This window comes from Pseudoalteromonas sp. SMS1 (assembly GCF_021530565.1).
GTDB lineage: Bacteria > Pseudomonadota > Gammaproteobacteria > Enterobacterales > Alteromonadaceae > Pseudoalteromonas.
In genome coordinates this window covers 267,205-287,387 of record NZ_JAKGBI010000001.1, presented here as the reverse complement: position 1 = coordinate 287,387, position 20,183 = coordinate 267,205, and the positions used below count along the sequence as shown (strand labels likewise).

At 40.9% G+C, this 20,183-nt stretch carries 14 protein-coding genes; 6 read left to right on the top strand and 8 right to left on the bottom strand.

Annotated features, from left to right (window positions below):
* Window positions 1-222: 222 nt before the first annotated feature.
* Window positions 223-3,357, bottom strand: coding sequence for a TonB-dependent receptor (locus L1286_RS01190; RefSeq protein ID WP_235405089.1), 3,135 nt, complete (start codon window positions 3,355-3,357; stop codon window positions 223-225).
* A 59-nt stretch (window positions 3,358-3,416) separates the two neighbouring features.
* Entirely contained in the window at window positions 3,417-4,253 is an 837-nt protein-coding gene (locus L1286_RS01185) for a S1/P1 nuclease (protein WP_235405088.1), read from the bottom strand.
* A 221-nt stretch (window positions 4,254-4,474) separates the two neighbouring features.
* On the opposite strand from L1286_RS01185, the gene L1286_RS01180 reads away from it, so the two are divergent.
* Together L1286_RS01180 and L1286_RS01175 are read left to right on the top strand one after the other, a co-directional pair.
* On the top strand, window positions 4,475-5,362 hold the full coding sequence (locus L1286_RS01180; protein ID WP_235405087.1) for a hypothetical protein: 888 nt from the start codon (window positions 4,475-4,477) through the stop codon (window positions 5,360-5,362).
* Window positions 5,362-6,285, top strand: coding sequence for a hypothetical protein (locus L1286_RS01175; RefSeq protein ID WP_235405086.1), 924 nt, complete (start codon window positions 5,362-5,364; stop codon window positions 6,283-6,285). The genes L1286_RS01180 and L1286_RS01175 overlap by 1 nt, the downstream gene beginning before the upstream one ends.
* Before the next feature lie 41 nt (window positions 6,286-6,326).
* Here the strand turns inward: L1286_RS01175 and ushA are convergent, their stop codons facing one another.
* Both ushA and L1286_RS01165 read right to left on the bottom strand, forming a co-directional pair.
* Window positions 6,327-7,910: a bifunctional UDP-sugar hydrolase/5'-nucleotidase UshA gene (ushA, locus tag L1286_RS01170; protein ID WP_235405085.1), complete on the bottom strand. Its 1,584-nt coding sequence runs from the start codon at window positions 7,908-7,910 to the stop codon at window positions 6,327-6,329.
* 64 nt (window positions 7,911-7,974) lie between these two features.
* Entirely contained in the window at window positions 7,975-8,163 is a 189-nt protein-coding gene (locus tag L1286_RS01165; protein ID WP_235405083.1) for a hypothetical protein, read from the bottom strand.
* A 345-nt stretch (window positions 8,164-8,508) separates the two neighbouring features.
* Between L1286_RS01165 and L1286_RS01160 the strand changes: the two genes are divergently transcribed.
* Both L1286_RS01160 and L1286_RS01155 read left to right on the top strand, forming a co-directional pair.
* Window positions 8,509-11,382, top strand: coding sequence for an insulinase family protein (locus tag L1286_RS01160; RefSeq protein WP_235405082.1), 2,874 nt, complete (start codon window positions 8,509-8,511; stop codon window positions 11,380-11,382).
* A 117-nt stretch (window positions 11,383-11,499) separates the two neighbouring features.
* Entirely contained in the window at window positions 11,500-12,021 is a 522-nt protein-coding gene (locus L1286_RS01155; protein ID WP_235405081.1) for a GNAT family N-acetyltransferase, read from the top strand.
* On the opposite strand, the gene L1286_RS01150 is transcribed toward L1286_RS01155, so the two are convergent.
* The 4 genes from L1286_RS01150 to L1286_RS01135 all read right to left on the bottom strand — a co-directional run bounded on the left by L1286_RS01150 (window position 11,995) and on the right by L1286_RS01135 (window position 16,315).
* Window positions 11,995-12,585, bottom strand: a complete 591-nt coding sequence (locus tag L1286_RS01150; protein ID WP_235405080.1) for a PqiC family protein — start codon at window positions 12,583-12,585, stop codon at window positions 11,995-11,997. The two genes, L1286_RS01155 and L1286_RS01150, sit on opposite strands and share 27 nt — an antisense overlap.
* A complete protein-coding gene (gene pqiB, locus L1286_RS01145; protein WP_235405079.1) occupies window positions 12,582-14,240 on the bottom strand; it encodes an intermembrane transport protein PqiB in 1,659 nt (552 codons plus the stop codon). Before pqiB ends, L1286_RS01150 begins: the two co-directional genes overlap by 4 nt.
* Entirely contained in the window at window positions 14,237-15,442 is a 1,206-nt protein-coding gene (locus tag L1286_RS01140) for a paraquat-inducible protein A (protein ID WP_235405077.1), read from the bottom strand. The genes pqiB and L1286_RS01140 overlap by 4 nt, the downstream gene beginning before the upstream one ends.
* A 63-nt stretch (window positions 15,443-15,505) precedes the next feature.
* Window positions 15,506-16,315: an acyl-CoA thioesterase gene (locus tag L1286_RS01135; RefSeq protein ID WP_235405076.1), complete on the bottom strand. Its 810-nt coding sequence runs from the start codon at window positions 16,313-16,315 to the stop codon at window positions 15,506-15,508.
* A 219-nt stretch (window positions 16,316-16,534) separates the two neighbouring features.
* On the opposite strand from L1286_RS01135, the gene dnaK reads away from it, so the two are divergent.
* A complete protein-coding gene (gene dnaK / locus L1286_RS01130; RefSeq protein WP_235405074.1) occupies window positions 16,535-18,457 on the top strand; it encodes a molecular chaperone DnaK in 1,923 nt (640 codons plus the stop codon).
* A 121-nt stretch (window positions 18,458-18,578) separates the two neighbouring features.
* Complete coding sequence (gene dnaJ / locus L1286_RS01125; protein WP_235405073.1) at window positions 18,579-19,721, top strand: molecular chaperone DnaJ; 1,143 nt, start codon at window positions 18,579-18,581, stop codon at window positions 19,719-19,721.
* Window positions 19,722-20,183: the final 462 nt, after the last annotated feature.

Genomic DNA, 20,183 nt, shown 5'->3' with positions numbered 1-20,183 from the left:
TTATATATAAGAATAACTGAAGACTATAAGTTAATTTAATAGCTATATTGGATACTTAAACCATTTGGAGTGTGTATTGAGCGAAGAGTGCTGCACTTGGGAGTGGATTTGAAGAGATAATCCCAATTTACAGATAAATAATGTTTATCCTCGCTGTCAGGGTCAAAAAAAGGCCAGTATAACACTGGCCTTTGCTATCTAATTACATGTTTAAGTTAGATATTAGAACTTGTAGTTAACACCTAACTTGATACGCCATGAAGAACGCTCTGCATCAAATGTTGTCGGTGCATCACTTTCATAACCTTCGCTGTAGACGTACTGGTGGCTCGCTTGATCGTATTCAACGCCAACTAATTCACGATTGTTGAAGAAATCAGTTCTGTAAACCTTACCTGCACTGCTGTCGATTAGGTTAAGTAGGTTCTTAACAGAGAAGTATACAGAACCTGTATGGCCTTCCATGAACCCTGGAATTTCTTGTGTGAATTTGAAGTCTAAACGTGTAGTCCAAGGACCAGTTACAGTGTTACGGTCTACGATGCTGCCTGCGTGTCCGCCAAGACCATTCTCATCGATAACTGCTTTAAGTTGCTCGTAGCTATATCCGTCAGCGTATCTTACGCGGCTGTCGTCAGCACCTGTCGGGATGTACGCTAAGAATTGACCATCATCAAAGTTGTTTTGGCCACCGAATGTATCGTAACCATTTGCGTATACCCAGCTGTAAGGTCTGCCAGAGCTACGCTCACCTTGTAGTGAGAAGGTTGACTTATAGCCTGAGAATAGCTCAGTAGAGTACGAGACATTAAGCTTAAAGCTATGTTCAATTTCGTAACGGCTACGGCCAACTACAGGGTTGTTTCTATCTGCTGCGTTGTACTTCTCATAGTTTGAGTTCGCAGTTGAAGAAGTACCACCTACAAGCGATGATGCATCTTGGTTTGCGTATGACGCGTTTACATAGAAACCGTTATCAAATGCTTTAGCAAGGCTTAAAGTAAATGTCTTACGTTCACCGCCATCACCATTTGTAAGCATGATGTCAGCACGGTCACGTTCACCAGTACCAACGTAAATGTTACGACCATCTGGGCCTACTACAACTTCTTGAGTTTCGCGGTATAGCTCTTTCCAGCGAACAGCGTCTTCTTCTTTTACATACATGAAGCTTGCTTCAAGGTCCCAGTTGTCACCAAGGCCAATGTCTGAGAAGTCAGCAGAATAGTTTGCTGTAATGCCGTAACGCCATTCTGAAGGTAGTTCGAAGTTAGGGTCGATTAAGTTAACATCGCCGTCTCCAGGTGCAAGGGTTGCGCCTTCAGGAGCTTTAGTGAAGTCAGGTGCGTCTAAGTTAACACCGTCAGTGTTTGCGCGAACATTGATCTGACCATCGTTTGAATAAGAGTTAGAGATCCAAACATTTGGTGTACCACCGTAGTAGCGACCTAGACCACCACTGATAGTTAGGTTATCTGCTGCAGTCCAGTTAAAGCCGATACGTGGAAGAATAATATCTTTTCCGTCTAGGCTGTTTGTATTTGAAAAGTTATATAGATCTGTGAATGTCGTGTTTTCACGAATTAGACCTGATGTTGAAATCTTCTCATAACGAACACCAACGTTAATCCATAAGTCGTCACGAATGTCCCAACGATCTTCTACGAACATATGTAGATTTTGAACTTCAAAGTCTGCTGCTGCATCGTTTGCATTGCCAGTGTGTGCGTTTGAGTAGGATACTCGGCTCGCTTTGCCGTCTTTAAAGTCTTGTAACGAGTCAAATGTCCAGTCACCACGAGAGAACGGTACGAATTGGTTAAATACGTCGATTTTCTCAACACCAATACCGAAGCTTAACGTGTGGTAGTCAAATAAGTATTCACCTTCGATGTCGAAAGTTGTTGTTGTATTCTCTAGCTTATTCGCGTGGCGGAATGGATCTGTACCAAAATAAACTCTGTTGTCATCAAAGTCGATGCGCACTTGACCAACTTTTGCGTCATTTAGTGCATCAGAGAATGGTGCTTGGTCAGTTTTTGTATCTTTGTAAGATACTTTAACTTGAGTTGAAAATTCGTCAGTCCAGTCAGAGTAGAACTGTGCTGCGTAAGATGTGATCTCACCTTTTTTATCGTACCAGTTACTTAACAGAGAAAAACGGCTACTACGCGTATTTTGTGGCGTAATTGTATTATCTGTTGAATCTTGGTACGTGAATGCAGCACGGTGGTAATCGTTGATGTTCCAATCAAGCTTAAGAAGTAGTTTTTCGCTGTCATTGTTTAGACCGCTTGGCACATCACCCGTATTTACATTGTATTTGCTGCTCGCAACACTCTTAACTTCTTCTAAATCAGCGTTTGTTAACCAATCTAGTTCGTTTGCTGCACCAGAGCCCTGTACGCCCCATTCAGTAACAAATGGTGTTGTAGACTCTTCGTAAGCGACGAAGAAAAATAGTTTGTCTTCGATGATCTTGCCACCAAGCGCTGCACCAAACGTTTTACGTTCATATGCTAGGTCAACTTCTGTGCCATCTTCACGCTTAGGCGTACCAGCCATTGAGTCATCTTCGTACTCATAGAAAAACTCACCAGAAAGTTCATTAGAACCTGATTTTGTTACTGCATTTACAGACGCACCTGTAAAACCAGACGCTTTTGCGTTAAATGGCGTGATGTCTACAGATACTTGATCAATAGCCAAAAGAGAGATTGGTGAACCGTTAGTAGGGTAACCATTGTCGTTCAAACCAAAGTCATCGTTTTGCTTAACACCGTCAATTGAGATGCTGTTAAAACGAGGGTTAACACCACCTACTGACATCTCACCACGAGAATCATCAGAGATATTAACAAGCGGGTTTTGTCTAATGATGTCTTTTAGATCACGATCAAATGAAGGTGCACGCTCGATATCGCCTGCGCCGTATACGCTACCCATCGTATCTTTAGAAGCGTTCATGATAGAGTGACGTGATGCACCGGTAATTGTGATTGTTTCAACATCAGAGTTAAGCTCGATGTCTAAATCAGACGTTTTACCTAATGTTAAGAACAAATCGGTTAGTGTTTTGTCTCTGTTTTTTTGAGAATCAATTACGACAGTGTAAGGACCGCCTACGCGCAGACCAGACGCATTGAACACACCATTTTCATTCAAAGAAAGCGTTTTCTTAGAGCCTGTTGGCTCGTGAATGATAGTAACAACAGACGACGTATCAGGGTTACCTTGAGGACCTACAACGGTACCTTTGATAGTTGCTGTTAAAGAGTTCGCGCTAGCAGCACCACTAGCACCAATGCCAGCGATTACCGCTAGAGAAAGTGCCGTTTTGCGTAGTTGCGTTTTCATTATGTTGTTTCCCGTGTTATTAGGTTTATCAGTTAGTTTAAATATCATTTTCAAAACTCTTATTGTTTCGCTAAAGCATTAACTAAAGGTTTTGAGTTCTTGTCAAAAATCTGGTTTAGCAGCCCCGCCAATCTGATCCCGCCTTGCTGTAGGCGCGTTTTAATCATTGGCGAATGCTTATATATATAACCCCAACTTATTTCAGTTTCATTGCTCTCATATATTTCTTCAGCAATTCGGTTGGATTCTAATAACCAATCCGAGGGGGAGCTGTTTAAGTAATCAGCAATTACATTTTTATTCGATGTCGTTAAAAATTGGGTCAACTCAGTATAAGAAAGTCTTTCGTGTTCAACCAACTCTGTATCAAATACTTTGTGTAAATTGGATGGTTTACCAAAAAACTCTACTTTAATCTTGTTGCCACCGTGGTCTTCGGCTCTGCCAGCGTGGAATGGTTGATGTGCATCCCCCACTAAATGAACGAGGAACTTTAACGCGAATTGCTTGTCTACAGTGTCTGAAGCAGGATTTTTAAGTACATTGGCTGTGTAATGAATACCGTCTAGAATGTGCTTTACATCATCTATATTGGATATATGAGCGTTAGTGTGTTGGTGCATTAGTTCAGGCTTATCAATGTTAATATAGTGCCACTTACCGGCCTTTCTTCGCCAAAAGTGTTCTGAGCTTGATCTCATTTCATCAGGCCAAGTAGACACTTCCGCCAATGAATCATCGCCCAAAATTAACTGAACATGTGACGAGGCTGCTGGAGTAAGGTTGTTTTGCGCCAACTCTCCAATAACTCTGTGACCATTTTGGCCCCACGCAAAAACCGAGCTACTAAGTAACCCCAATGAAACAGCTAAAACTTTAAATGAACTTCTTAACATTACTAACTCTATACGTTGTAAAGCTGGATGTAACCAGTCATTCCAATGAGGTCAATTGTCCGGATTTTTTAGCAAAATAAAAGGAGTCAATGAGATTCATAATTTCTTATTAATAAAGTATTAAAAACAACAGTTTATGTTTTATTGGTAAAATTACCTATTGCAATAAGTAATAAAAATTGATCTAATAAGCATGGTTGAAGGAAAAGAAAATCATCAATGTGAAATACAATCTCAATTTAAGCAATAATACAACCATTGTTACAGTTTTGTTTCTGTCTATTCTAGGCTGCTGGTTTCTGGCTGAACAGCTTAATAGTCGTGAAGTCTTAGATTTCCCGCCAGTGATGCAAAAGCATGTTCAATGTCACACTCGCTCAGTCTCTAATGCACAAGTGTTTAGTGTCCATGTTCCAGTTAAAAGTTTGGCTGCATCATTGGCGCCTGAGCTATGTAAAGATCCAATTTTGGCGAAGCAATATGGTGTTGTTGAGGTTTGGTGGAGTGGTAACCTAGCTGAGCAAATAGACTACATCGCCAAAGGCCTGGCTGATTTAACCTTATCTAAAGACAATGTAATGAAAGCATTGATGGCTGAATCAACCTATAGTTATATGCCTGTGATTGGTTATCCAACTTACACTGCATTTTTCATTTCTAATAGAGAAAAGCCTAAACTAGAGAAAGCCTATTTTCTAGATAAGCGTATCGGACTGTTAGATTATCCTACAAGCCGATCAGGGCATATCATTCCAAAAAAGTCATTTAAGAGTCTAGATATAGATGTCGATACACTGAATGTTCAATATGTGAGTTCTCATCAAATTTTACGAGACAAATTGGCAGCTGGTGAACTTGATATAATTGCGAGTTATTGGAGTGAATCTGATGAGCAGTATTTTTCAAAAAACTATATTACTCCAATTGGCGAAAACATCAGTGGTAGCAAATGGTATTTAAAAATGTTGAATGACAATACAGAACTTGCATGCTCCTTACAAAATGTACTGCAACGTGTTGCTAGAGGTGGCGGTTCGAGCTATTTCAACAGTGTAGACCGATATTGGCAGTGCGAGTCATTTCCTTATAATTTCTTAGGGGAAGGTTAATGATTTCGTTAAAGCAAGTTTCTATGTTTACGCTTTTTTTAATCTTGTTTCTTTTTATATTTAATGTATCAAGTAAATATACAATTAATGAAAATATTTTACGTGATATTCAAAGTGTAAAATTGAGGGTGGCGATCGATAGGGCCAGATTGTCATTAGAAGACCCGAATCTTAATTACTCAGGGAATGAAGAAGCATTAAGTGAGTATATATATGCCTTAAATGATTTCCTTCAACAGCAACATAGCAGAATCTATTTATCGGCGGTTTCAAGCAAAAAGCTTAATGCACAGGAAGGTGAACATATTGAAGTGCTTACTGGCACAACATATGAAACTTATTTATTATTTAAAGTCGATGATAGTCATAAGTTACCTTTGTACATTATACCTATTATTTTTGCAGTGTTTAATTTAGCAGTATTACGGAGCGTTAGTAGACGGAGATTTAAAGCGCAAATCAAGAAAAGTGCTGTTCCATTAATAGAAGAAAAACCAATCTTACAGGTCGATTTATATTCTAAATCTCTACACTTGTCTTGTGATAAAGAGCATAAGGTGCAGTTAGCGAATAAGCCATTATGTTTCTACTTGGCGTTAATAGAGTACTGTGCTGCAAACCCAGAATCTCCATTGAACCAGAATAAAGAATTGCCTGAAGAGTTGCTAGAACTGGCAGATAAGTATTTTCATCGATTAATTTCTCTTGGTCATACAATAAGGAAACGCCCAAATTTTTCGAATAGTTTGGAAAAAACGTTGAGTGAGATTAGGGCAGCTTTAGATGAATTACTATCTAATTCACCAGAGTTAAAGTCGAAGTACTACCCACCAAAAGCGCATGGTGAGGGGTCACGTTCAAAGCTACATAGTTATGCGCTAACGCGAGTAACAAGTGGAGATATAGACATTATCGGCAGATAGGGCAGAGCACATATCGTTATTGATATGTGCCCTGTTAGGATTTAGAGCGATTTAACTTTTATTGGTGAATGTTTTTCTATGTAAATACGCAGCGCTTGCGCATCTGTTAAATCAGTTACTTGATAATTTTTATGCTCGGATATCGTCGGGTAACCATCACCACCTGAGGCATTGTAACTATTAATGCTCATTCTGTATGTGTGATCTTTATGAAATGGTTTACCATTAATGGCGTTAATAGTTACAACTCCATTTTTCATCTCAAAATCAATTTTATGATGTTGAAGATAAGCGCCAGCATCAGGTGGAAAGCTCGCTACAACATTCATATAATTTATTAGCTCGGTCCCTTGCCAGTCGATGTAAGCTACACGGTTTTTGAACGGGTGAACCGTTAATATATCTTTATAACTTACTTCACCTGCTTTAATGCTAGCACGAATACCACCGCCACTGATGATGCCAAAGTCTGCACCTACCGCTTCTGCTTGCGCATTGATGATTAAATCAGCGATCAAACTTTGCTTAAATCTAACTGTGTCTCTTGTCCCATCTAGGTAGTGATCAATAGATCCCACAGAGCCGGCAAGCTTTAATGCGCCTTTTTCTTGGTAAGGAAGAAGAAAAGCATACAAAGCGTCGTCTTTTTCGATCTCTTCATTGATATAATGACCATGTTCGTTTTTCAAATTTACTGGGATGAGGTCGTAACTCAAAAGTGTTTTTTCGCCATTGTCTATTTTAAAAACGGCTTTACCAACGAACTTACCCCATTCATGCGCTTGCATGATCCAAATCCCGTTCTGCTTATCTGGCCAACAAGCATCACCTGGCTTAAATTCGTTATTCGGATTGCCATGTTCATCGACACAAATTGGTTCTTGAGAATGGCCACCTATGATCATATCAAGTGTGTTTGGCTTCAAAGTGCGAGCAAGTGTGACATCTCCAGGCGCATTAATACCAAAATTTGCGTTGTGGTAGTGGCCCATATGCGTTACTGCAATAACAACATCGGGATTATATTTTGACTTGATTTCATCAACCAAGGGCTGTGTTGCAACTGCAGGCTCCACAAAGTCTAAATGCCCGATATACTGAGGGTTCGCGATTTTTGCCGTATCGGTAGTCGTCAAACCTACAATTGCAATCTTTAATGGGTGTTTGTCTATGATTGCATAGGGTTGATAGGCATGTTTTTGCGTCTGCTTGTCTAAAATATTCGCTGATAACAGCGGGAAATTGGACCAGGCTATTTGCTTGTCTAAAACATCCAGTGGATTGTCGAATTCATGATTACCAATGGCCATTGCATCATAACCGATTAAACTCATCCCTTTAAAATCAGGTTCTGCAATTTGTAGATCAGACTCTGGCACGCCAGTATTAATATCTCCACCGGATAGAAGCAGCACACTGTGTCCCTGTTGCTGCGCCTCATTGCGTAGTTTATCAATGAGCGTTTTTCTTGCGGCCATACCATACTCACCATCTTCATTGTGCCAAAAACGGCCATGGTGATCATTGGTGTGTAGAACTGTGAGGTATTGCGTTTGTTGTGATTTTGGTATTAGTTCACACGCAGCTAAAAGGCTGAGCAATAGAACTGAAGCAATTATGCGCATAAATTATTTTGTACTTCTGAATTTATTTATGCGCTTATTTTAAAGCAATTGCACAAAAATGGAATTACAAAGTTTCTGTGTTGGTAAGTACTCTAGAGTTGGATACCGCCAGCTCTCTTCTTTCTAGCTCTATTTTAGCGATATCCTGCTTACTATGGTTTGTTTCTATCATCCAATTTAAGAAACAAGCTGGTAGCTTGCTATATGGTTCACCTGCATGTAATCCAAAGTCGCAGACATATTCATCAGCCATAAAGTTGCCCCTGTTATTTTACCTTTTACTAGCCATGTATTTGCAGAGCGTACGTCCCTCTGTTTGAATTGTCGACAGTTTAGGTGTTTTTTATAACAAAAAAAATACCTTTTAGTAAAAAAATTAATATTTATATTGAGTGAAAGTGGGTAGGGAAGCAACGAACATGACCTTATCATAGAGTAAAACTTAAAGAGTCTCACAATACGTTACATTTTTTTCTTAATAACAGTTGTACCTTTGCGAAATTACACTCAATATGAATAGTATCTAAACTTATCAAAAACTTGCCTGAATTCTGTGAGGCTTGTCTCATGGGTCAGCGCGAAAACCTATAGGTAAATAATGAAAAAACTTTTTGCTTTAGGCGCAATATCGTTAGGCTTGTTAGCCGGATGCTCAGCGACGCATTTCTCTTCTTCTCACTCACCTTTATTTGCTGAGAGCTTGGTCGTCAGTCCAAATGATGATCGTCAATATAGAGTGCTGACACTCGAAAATGGCATTGACGTTGTTTTGGTTTCAGACCCGAGTGCGGAAAAGTCTGCTGCTGCCCTTAGTGTTGGGGTTGGGCTTTTACATGATCCTATGTCCCAACAAGGTATGGCACATTACCTAGAGCACATGCTTTTTTTGGGCACTGAGCAATTTCCAGATCCGGATGAATACTCAGAGTTTATGCAGCGAAATGGCGGGAGTCACAATGCCTATACTTGGTTAGACGTCACCAATTATATGCTGAAGATAAATAACGATGCATATGATGAAGCGCTCGAACGATTTTCTGACTTCTTTAAAGCGCCTAAATTGTATCCTGAGTATACAGACAAAGAGAAAAATGCGGTTAATGCAGAGTGGTCAATGAGAAGAGAAATGGACTTCTTTGGGCAATTTAAGCTGGCACGCTCACTCTTGGGCGAACACCCTGCGAATCGCTTCCTAATAGGAAATTTAGAAACATTGGGTGATAAGCCTCACAGTAATCTGCATCAAGAGACCGTGAAGTTTTACGACCAATATTACTCAGCAAATATCATGAAGCTTGCATTGGTATCCAATCTGCCTTTGTCAGAAATGGAAGTGAAAGCTGTTAAGCATTTTAGCAGCATCAAGAACAAGCGCATTGAAGAGCCTGTCGTTACGAATAAGATAAATTTCGATAATGCAGGTAAAAAACGTATTCACTATCGACCAAATCAAGATGTAAAGTCTCTAAATATTGAGTTTATTATTGAAAATAATCAGTCTGATTTTGCAGTTAAACCGAACTATTTTATCACCTATTTACTTAGCAATGAAATGCAGGGAAGCCCAGCGCAACTGTTAAAAGATAAGGGCTGGATTGCTTCTTTAGGCGCTTATGATTCACCCAATCATTATGGCAACTACGGTGTGATCAATGTGGGTATTGAGCTGACTGAAGAGGGCATGAAGCGACGCGAAGAGATTGTCGCAACGGTTATGCAATACATTAATTTGATAAAGGACACAGGTGTTGATGCAAAATATTTTGAGGAAATAAAAACTTCATTGGATAACCAATTCAGATTCCTCGAAAAACAAGATGAATTTGATTATGTCAGTGATCTGGCGGCTAACATGCAGGATTATCCCTTAAATCATGCTGTCAATGCGAGTTATCATTTTGCCAAGTTTGATCCCAAGGCAATCAACCAAGTATTAAACCAGCTTACTCCAGAAACTATGCGTATTTGGTACATCAGTAAAGATGAGCCAGTCGATAGCAAGCTACATTTTTATGACGGGCAGTATAAAGTTGATTCAATTTCAGACAGGGAAATTGCAAATTGGTCTAGATCGAGTGAATTGGCGATGGCATTGCCAAGCATTAACCGCTTATTGCCAGAAAACTTTGATATTAAACTAGCGCAAAGTAACGCGAATGATGAGGTAGTACAGGTCTATAAAGGTGAGCGTGTTCATGCTTGGAGAAAGTCAAGTGAGCGCTTTGTACACCAACCAAAAGGCACATTGGAAGTTGTCATTAATAGTGAGACGCCTGTTCAGAGTATAGAGACGCGTGTTGCTGCACAGCTGTGGGTTGATCTTTATCAAATCAATAAAGCAAAGCTCATCACTGAGGCTCAAGTTGCGGGCATGGGGTTAAACTTAAGCTACGCCAATGGTCTAGTTATGTCTTTATCCGGATTCACTGATAAACAGTCGCTGTTATTAGAACAGGCTTTTGTTGACTTTAAAGTTTCTCCAACCAAAAAACAGCTTGATCAAGCTGTAGACAGATTTGTTCGTCAAATACAAAATCAGAACAAACAAATTCCATACTACCAAGCCTTTGGTGCCTATCGGCGTTTGACACGGGGTGGTAATTTTGATCATGAATTGCTAATCGAAACTGCGAAGAAGATGACGCCTGAAAGCTTTACTCAATACCAAGGCAAGATACTGGGTGAGAACTTAGTAAGGGTCTTTGGATATGGTAATTACAGTGACAGTGATATTAGTCACGTTGTAAAGCTGCTTGAAAAAGAAATTGGCGATACGGCTAGCCAGGCGAAGTATGTAAGAACCGGGTATTGGCAGCCTAAAAAAGGCGAGGTATTAGTCTGGCAACAAGATGCCGATGTTGCTGACGTTGCGATTGTCGATGTGGCTGTTCACCCGAAATCTGGCTATGAACAAAAAGCAGCGGCACTTATTCTTAAAGCACATTTGCGTCAAAAGGCTTTCAATACGCTTAGGACAGAGGAGCAACTAGCTTATGCTGTCGGCGCGCTGTCAACGAATATCGATGACTACTCTGCGATTGGGCTCTTCATTCAAACCCCGGTGAAAAGTGCGCAGCAAATGCAGAAGCGATTTGATGAATTTAAACTAAGTTACGCACAAGAACTCGCTAAGTTATCAGAAGAGGAGTTCACAAAAATCAAGTCATCTGTGCTTGCAAACTTGATGGAAGAACCCAAGAATCTCGCTGAGGAAGCGCAGCCAATTTTGTCTGACTGGTATCGGAATCAGCTTTCTTTTGACTCAAAGCAAAAACTGGTAGAAGCAGCTAAAGACGTTTCTTTGGAAAACGTAAAAGAATACTTAAACGAGACACTATTGAATGATGATGCAGCTCGCTTAAATATCCAAATACGGGGTAAAAAGTTCGCAGACCAACCATTTGCAACACTACCAAACCAAAAATTGATCACGTCGTTATCTGAGCTATATCAGCAGGCTACATTTAAATAAACCAATATGCGTGCGGTGATTGCGATTGCTTCGCCGCATTTATGTTAAATTACTTGCAAATCGATGTTGGCAGGTAAAGGCTATTGGTACGTGACAGTAAAAGTTGAAGGAGAACGGATGGATCATAGTACGTTGTTAACGACACAAAGATGCAGTATTAGAAAAGCCACATTGAATGATGCAACTTTTATTGTTCAACTGCTCAGACAAAAGAGTTTCATCGATAATATCGGTGATAAAAACGTATGTGATGAACAGAGTGCGCAAGAATACATAAAAAAGGCGTTTTTGACGCCTTACCAATCAGGTGCGTTGGCTCCATATATTGTAAGTCTAAAAAATGAAGAACCAATCGGTATTGTAGGATTTTACCAGCGGCCTTATTTAAATGCACCGGATCTAGGCTACGCCTTGCTTGATCAATATACCGGGCAAGGGCTTGCGTTAGAAGTGTGTACCACACTGATGCAATTTGCAAAGAGTCAGCTAAACTTGAGCGCACTTTACGCCGTCACTGATCCAAATAACGAACGTAGCCAAAAACTTTTAGCTAAATTAGGGTTCAACAATAGTGGATACCTTTATGCGCATTCACCGCATGATCCAGTGAGCTTATTTATCAAACTGTTCAAGGTGTGACGAAACATCTTCCATGAGCGACTGCCAGTTTTTTCTGTGTGCAATGACCAATGCATCAAAACCATCATTATCAAGTGTATTTGACAGCGAAAAAGACGAGGAGCTCAACAAAATTTTGTTACGCTTTTGGTGTTGGTATAAATACCAATTTCCTTTCAAGATTGCCCCCTCTGTAAAGTGACCAGCAAACTCGCGAACAACGATTTTAAGCGTCATATATCGGTTAAGGTCGTCTCCGGCATACGAGAGCGGGATCGTATAGATCCCTTCATTAGATAAATAAGATTGCGTTGCTTGCGCTAACATATTTTCAGGGTGTTCAGCCCAATAGTGAAAGTTAGCTATGTTCACTCGGCTTGTATCTGTGTATTGAACTAAGGCTTGTTGGTTTGCCGCACCAAGAATCGAAATTGTGTCTATGTAGAGCCTTTGTTTTGCTTCCAATGTATTGGGGGAAGGGCCATCATTTTCAAGCGTGAATTTATAGTACTTGTGCGAATCTACTTGGCTACTGCAGCCAACAAGTAACAAACAAAATAAGCCGACTATGGTTGTTAGTTTCATTGCCCCTTCCTCGGCATAGGGTCTTGCTCTGCATTTTTATCAAAAATTAACATGCTAGGCTGTTCGTTTAAGCTTTTCGTCACAGGCTTAAGCGTATTAGACAAGCTCTCCAATTCACTTAAGGTATCGGTAAGTTGTTCCATAACGCCAGAACCCTGTTGATAGGTTGAGAGCGTTTTCTCGAATTGTTTCAAGCTTGCAGTTAATTGAACCAACGTGCCTTGTAATTGAGTTAAATTCTTGTCCACTTTTTCTGATACTTTTTTGTTGTTTAATTCTTTTATTAGCTTCTCGGTTTCTAAACCCAACTGTTTGTAAGCTACTAATGTGTCTTGCGCTTCACCCAATGTGTCATTTAGAGGCAGTTTATTGAGTTTATTCAGCAGCGCCATGACTTGCTCAGACAAAGCCGTAAAGCCACTTGGTACACTCGGCAATATTGGATATACAGAGTGTTTCGCAATCGATTCTGGTTTTGCCGAATTATAGAAGTCTAGCTCTATATATACCGCACCTGTTAACAAATTACCACTTTTTAATGATGCTCTTAATCCATTGTTAATCCATTTTTCTATATTTCCTTGCCAATATTCCTTCGCTTGCTCATCTACATCATAAATTCGACCATATTCAACCTTAATGAGCACAGGAATGGAAGTATTGTTTTGTTGAAAGTAGAGTGGTTGGCCATCTCTGACCAATTGCGCAGGCACTTGTTCGACCGTACCAATTCGCATACCTCGATATTCGACTGGCGCACCCGGTCTAAGGCCCTTAATAGACTGCTCAAATTCAATCAAATACAAGTCGAACAAATCAAATCGACGCTCCAATGCAACTGCGAAGTTTTTGTGCAGTTTATATTGGTTATTTTGCGGGGCGAGCGTATCTGCTTCTGTCCCCGGAGGGTAGTCAACAGAAATGCCGCCTTTTATCAACTTCGATAAGGAGCCTGTTGAAACGCGAATACCTTCGGTAGATAAATCAACTTCAATCCCAGAATTTACCCAAAAGATGACATTTTTTGAGATCAGTTCATCATAGGGAGAATTAATGAAAATACCGTAATCCATTTCGAGTGTTTTTTCATTGAAATTTGCGGTCTCCACTTGGCCTATTTTGTAATTCCTAAAGAAAATACCAGTTCCCACATCCAATACTTCCGCGTTTGCTGCCGTCAGGTTGTATCTGAGTCCTTGCACATCTGGGGAAATGAGCGCGGGTTGGTTTTGCATAGTAAATAAACTAGCAAAGTTCTTACTCTCACCTGGCAGTAATTCAATGTAGACACCGGATAACAATGTATTCAAACCTGAAATGCCTGTTTCGTCCACTCGTGGTTTGACGGTCCAGAATTTTGCATCTTCTGTCAGTAATGAATCGTAATGTTTATTTATGCGTACCGTGGCGATTACTGCATTTTGCTCCAATTGCAACCTCAGAGACTCTACGATGCCCACTTGCACGCTACGCACTTTAACTTCAGTTTTACCTGCGACAATGCCATCTGCGTTTTCCATTTTAAGAAAGATCAAGTGGCCCTTATTGGCTTGGTGTTGATAGAGCATCCAGCCAGTGATAATGATGGCGATAATGGGTACAATCCAGATGACTGAAAATTTCGGTTTGGATTCGATATAGGCTTGTTCGTTCATTGTTGTTTTAGATTGTCCCAAAGTAAACGCGGGTCGAAGTGGTTAACAGAGATTATTTGACATAAGACCATAGCAGTAAAAAACACGATACCAGATTGAGGTTCAACACTTAAGACAGTACCAAGTTGCACCAAAGAAACCAAGAGAATTACGACGAATACATCTATCATCGACCACTTTCCCATAAATTCAAGGGCACGATATAATTTACTGGCTAACTTAGGGTGGGTACATTTCTTTACTTGGTACACTAAATAGAAAAGTGCAGCGCCTTTAATAATAGGTATGCAAATACTGGCGACAAAGATAAGAATTGCAACTGGGTATGAACCGGCATGCCACATTACTTCAACGCCGCTGTAAATTGTTGCTTTGGTATGTAACCCCAAATTGATAGTGTCCATAATGGGTAAAGCTAAGGCGGGAATAAGTAAGACCATTGCGGTAACCATCCAAGCTGTGCTCTTTGCCAAAGAGTTTGTTTTTCTAAATTTGAGTTTGGTCATACATCTAGGACAATGGGTAGAGTCGCTTAATTGACCGCAAACGTGGCATTGCTTGAGATTTTGTTGCTTGGCTCGCGGCGAACACGTTTTTTCGTCTGGGCAAAACGTTTGTTGTTCACGCTCCCAAAGTTGCTCTTTACTTAAAAGAGAGAGGGTTTCTATAAAGCATAATACAAACAAGACATAGGCCCAAAACCCCAGTCCAACTTCTATTTCTGCAAATTCAGTGAGCTTAAATGCACTGATTAATACTGCGACAAGAAAAATGTCGGCAAGGTTAAGTGGTTTTAAGAGCATGAGTGCTCTGACAAATATGCGTGCGTTGTGTGGATTTAAATGTCGCCACAATGGCGAGTGAGCTAGTAATATTAGCAATAAGGCGGCCAGTGGCATAACGAGAATGGTAAAGCTCAGCAGTCCCGCAAGCAGCGCGCTGAAATTCGTAGCAAGTAATGAAATGGCATCGATCAAACTGATGGATTGCTTCAATCCGTGCTGTGCATAGGAGATGAAATGCGGGTGCAAACTGACCAAAAGGAACAGGATAGAAGACAGTCCAAACGCGTTAATGCTTTGATTATAGTCTACACGACAATGGGCTAATACGTTGCTACAGTGAGGACAAACAGCACGCTGCTGTTTGCCCATGTGTGCAATGGATACAAGATGGTCGCAATGTTGACAAGCTACTATCACAATTAAACAAAGTATAAATGCAAGAAACGATGTCTTCTATTGTGAGTGACCATCAAAAGAATATCAACTATCAAACACCGCAACGGTCTGTCTACTCAATGCGAGTAATTCACCAGATTGCGAGAAGATTTTAGCGTCTTCTGTGCCATAACCTCCATTTGCTTGATGTGTTAAGACCTGATATCCAAGCCATTGGCTGCCTTTTAAAGCGAGTGGCTGAATAAACTCAATATACCAAGATACGGTACTTGCCGGAGAAGGGGCGTCGCACAATTGCAGCAACGTGGGAGGCCATGCATCGGCCAACGCTAGCACATGTAATTCGTTTAATGTGTTTTTACTATGCTGTTTAAACCGCATCCAGCCATGGATTTCTGTACAGTTAGCGCCACTGAATGGCATTGCGCCATGTTGTAAATTTAGGTCGATGTTTTGAATAAAAGCTGGAAACAGCCCTTCGACATACTTCAAAGTTTGCTTGTTATTGATTTCAGAACTCAGCTTTTGCGGCGTATCAATCGTTGCAACATTGATTTTGGAGTTTCTGTGAACACCGAAACAACCTAAAGAAACTAAACACACCGAATCATTTTGCGTGATAGTAGTTTCAACTTGTGTGACACTTTTACCGCTACGAAGCGTTTTTGTAGAAATATGAAAGGGAGTCTGTGCGAGTAACGGCGCTACAAAGTTGCAGCTAAAGGAGAGCATATTACGTTCACTATCATTTATATGAAGGTACATATGTTTCATCATCAATGCAGCACTGAGCCCACCAAACACGGTTCTGCCCTGGCTCCATGTCTCAGGTACTGTGAGTTGACACGGGTTTTCCTGTAATTGTTGGGAAGAAATAAGAGAATCAAAATCCATTGTTTTTCCAAATATGAAGATTTATCGAATTAGAATATAAACTCTAACCAAATAAATACAGTTATTTTGTCTGCTTTTTGCTCTGTTCATCCTAAAAATAAAAAAAATTGAAAAAAAATGAAATTTTTTTCGACTTTAAGGTTGAATTAGAGATTGCCGCCCTTATCTATCAATTCAACTAACAGAACAACGAATTTTTTGAGGTCGGAGAAGATTCACATGGGTAAAATTATTGGAATCGATTTAGGTACTACTAACTCTTGTGTAGCAGTATTAGATGGTGAGAACACGCGCGTAATTGAAAACGCTGAAGGCGATCGTACTACCCCGTCGATTATTGCATTTACAGAAGAAGGCGAAACACTAGTAGGTCAACCGGCTAAGCGTCAAGCGGTTACAAACCCTACAAATACGCTTTATGCAATTAAGCGACTTATCGGTCGCCGTTTCGAAGACGAAGAAGTACAACGAGATATCAGCATCATGCCGTTCAACATTGTTAAAGCTGACAATGGTGATGCATGGGTTGAAGTACGCGGTGAAAAACGCGCTGCACCACAAATTTCTGCTGAAGTACTTAAAAAGATGAAAAAGACAGCTGAAGACTTCCTTGGTGAGGAAGTAACAGAGGCTGTAATCACAGTACCAGCATATTTCAATGATTCACAACGTCAAGCAACTAAAGATGCTGGTCGTATTGCGGGTCTTGACGTTAAACGTATTATCAATGAGCCAACAGCTGCTGCACTTGCTTACGGCATGGATAAGAAACAAGGCGATAATGTTGTTGCGGTTTATGACCTTGGTGGTGGTACTTTTGATATCTCAATCATCGAGATCGATGAAGTTGATGGCGAGCACACATTTGAGGTACTAGCGACTAACGGTGATACTCACCTAGGTGGTGAAGACTTTGATAACCGTGTTATCAACTACTTAGTTGAAGAGTTCAAAAAAGAGCAGGGTATTGACCTTAAGGTTGACCCACTTGCGATGCAACGTGTTAAAGAAGCTGCTGAAACAGCGAAGATTGAACTGTCATCAGCACAGCAAACAGAAGTTAACCTTCCTTACGTAACTGCTGATGCAACTGGTCCTAAGCACATGAATGTTAAACTTACACGTGCTAAGTTAGAATCACTTGTTGAAGATCTTGTAAACCAGTCAATCGAACCGTTGAAGCGTGCACTTGCTGATGCTGATTTATCAGTGAGCGATGTAAATGACATCATCCTTGTTGGTGGTCAAACGCGTATGCCATTAGTACAAACTAAGGTAGCAGAGTTCTTCGGCAAAGAAGCACGTAAAGATGTAAACCCAGACGAAGCGGTTGCACTGGGTGCGGCAGTTCAAGGTGGTGTACTATCTGGTGACGTTAAAGATGTACTACTTCTAGACGTAATCCCACTTTCTCTAGGTATTGAGACTATGGGACAGGTGATGACTGCGCTTATCGAGAAAAACACGACTATTCCAACTAAGAAGTCACAGGTATTCTCAACAGCGGAAGATAATCAATCTGCAGTAACGATTCATGTTCTTCAAGGTGAGCGTAAACGCTCAACTGATAACAAGTCTCTTGGTCAATTCAACCTTGAAGGTATCCGTCCTGCACAACGTGGTGCACCGCAAATCGAAGTAACATTCGATGTCGATGCTGACGGTATTTTACATGTATCTGCAAAAGACAAAGATACTGGTAAAGAGCAAAAAATCACTATCCAAGCTTCTTCTGGTTTAAGCGACGATGAAGTTGAAAAAATGGTACGTGATGCAGAAGCAAATGCTGAAGAAGATAAAAAGTTTGAAGAGCTAGTTGGTGCGCGTAACCAAGCTGACGCACTTGTACATGCGACTCGTAAGCAAGTAGAAGAAGCAGGCGAAGCACTTCCAGCTGAAGACAAATCAGCAATTGAAGGTGCTCTAACAGAGCTTGAAGCTGCTATTAAGGGTGATAGCAAAGAAGAAATCGATGCTAAGACTCAAGCACTTGCTGAAAAGTCTCAAAAGCTAATGGAAATTGCACAAGCTAATGCGCAAGCACAGCAAGCAGGTCCTGAGGCTGGTGCTCAATCAGGTTCAGCTAAAGCAGACGACGATGTAGTTGACGCTGAATTTGAAGAAGTTAAAGACAACAAGTAATTGTTGACTGTTAAGGGCGCGCGGCGGTTTCGTCAGACGCGCCCTTCGTGTTTTTAAAATTTGGCTCAATATATCGGGTTTTAACCCTTGAGAGTTGTCTTGTAAGAGTTGTGTGATAACTATGTCAAAACGTGATTATTACGAAGTATTAGGCGTATCTAAAGACGCCAGTGAACGTGATATTAAAAAGGCTTATAAGCGCCTTGCAATGAAATATCATCCGGATCGTACCGCGGGTGATGAAACATTAGAAGCTAAATTCAAAGAAGTAAAAGAAGCTTACGAAATCCTAACGGATAGTCAAAAGCGCCAGATGTATGATCAATACGGCCATGCAGCGTTTGAACAAAACGGTGGTGGAGGCCATGGCGGATTCGGTGGTGGAGCCGACTTTGGCGACATTTTCGGGGACGTATTCGGTGATATTTTTGGTGGTGGTGGTGGCGGTGGCCGTCGTCAATCGAGACAGCAGCGCGGCGCTGATCTTAGATACAGCCTAGACCTTTCGCTTGAAGAAGCAGTAAAAGGCAAAGATGTCGAAATTAAAGTACCTACATGGGTTAGCTGTGAACCTTGCGATGGTTCAGGTGCTAAAGCTGGCTCTAAGCCTAAGACGTGTACAACGTGTCACGGCGCAGGTCAAGTACAAATGCGTCAAGGTTTCTTTGCTGTTCAGCAAACATGTCCAACGTGCCAAGGTACAGGGCAAGTTATCTCTGATCCATGTAATAAATGCCATGGCCAGGGCCGAGTTGAAAAGACGAAGACACTTTCAGTTAAGATCCCTGCGGGCGTTGATACGGGAGATCGTATTAGGCTGTCTGGTGAGGGTGAAGCGGGTATGCACGGTGCACCTGCAGGTGACTTATACGTTCAGGTTAGTGTGCGTGAACACCCAATCTTTGTTCGAGATGGTAACAACTTGTACTGTGAAGTACCCATCAGTTACACCACCGCTGCACTAGGGGGTGAAATTGAAGTGCCTACACTTGATGGCAGAGCAAATCTGAAAATTCCTTCAGAAAGCCAGACTGGCAAGATGTTCCGCATGCGTGGCAAAGGGGTTAAATCAGTTCGCAGTGGCTCTGTGGGTGACTTGATTTGTAAGGTTGTGATTGAGACACCTGTTAACCTTAATGAGCGTCAGAGAGAGCTGCTACGTGAGTTTGAAGAGAGCATGAGTGGCGACACGAGTAAGAATCGCCCTAAAGCTCAAGGTTTTTTTGATGGTGTTAAAAAGTTCTTTGATGACCTTACCAAATAAAAAATATATCAAAACGGCGCCAATGGCGCCGTTTTACCTCTCAGTCTAATATTACGAGATAATCCATATCGTCGTTGCATCGGCACAGTAGGTCCGATCGGTCTTCTCCTGAAATCAGTGTTCCTGAGTGACACCCTAAGACTTCACACTTCTCATTACATGCTAATCGGTCAAGCCAGAAGTTGTACTCGTTACTTAAAAAAACCACCAATAAACATGCACACGTTGTCATGCTTACTGCTTTTACAACTTGAACACTCATGTTACCTTTCTCGCTCGGCTTACGATGCTTTTGAAGCAGGAACGCAACTTGCCTCAAGCCCAGATGTGTAGCGGCTTCAATAAGCGTTTGCCGGTATATACTACTTTAGTAGACAATCCTATATTGTCGAGCATAATTTAGTATAAACTGAGGTTTATTTTTTGATTAGAAAATGTGTTATTCGACAAATGGTCGGCGCG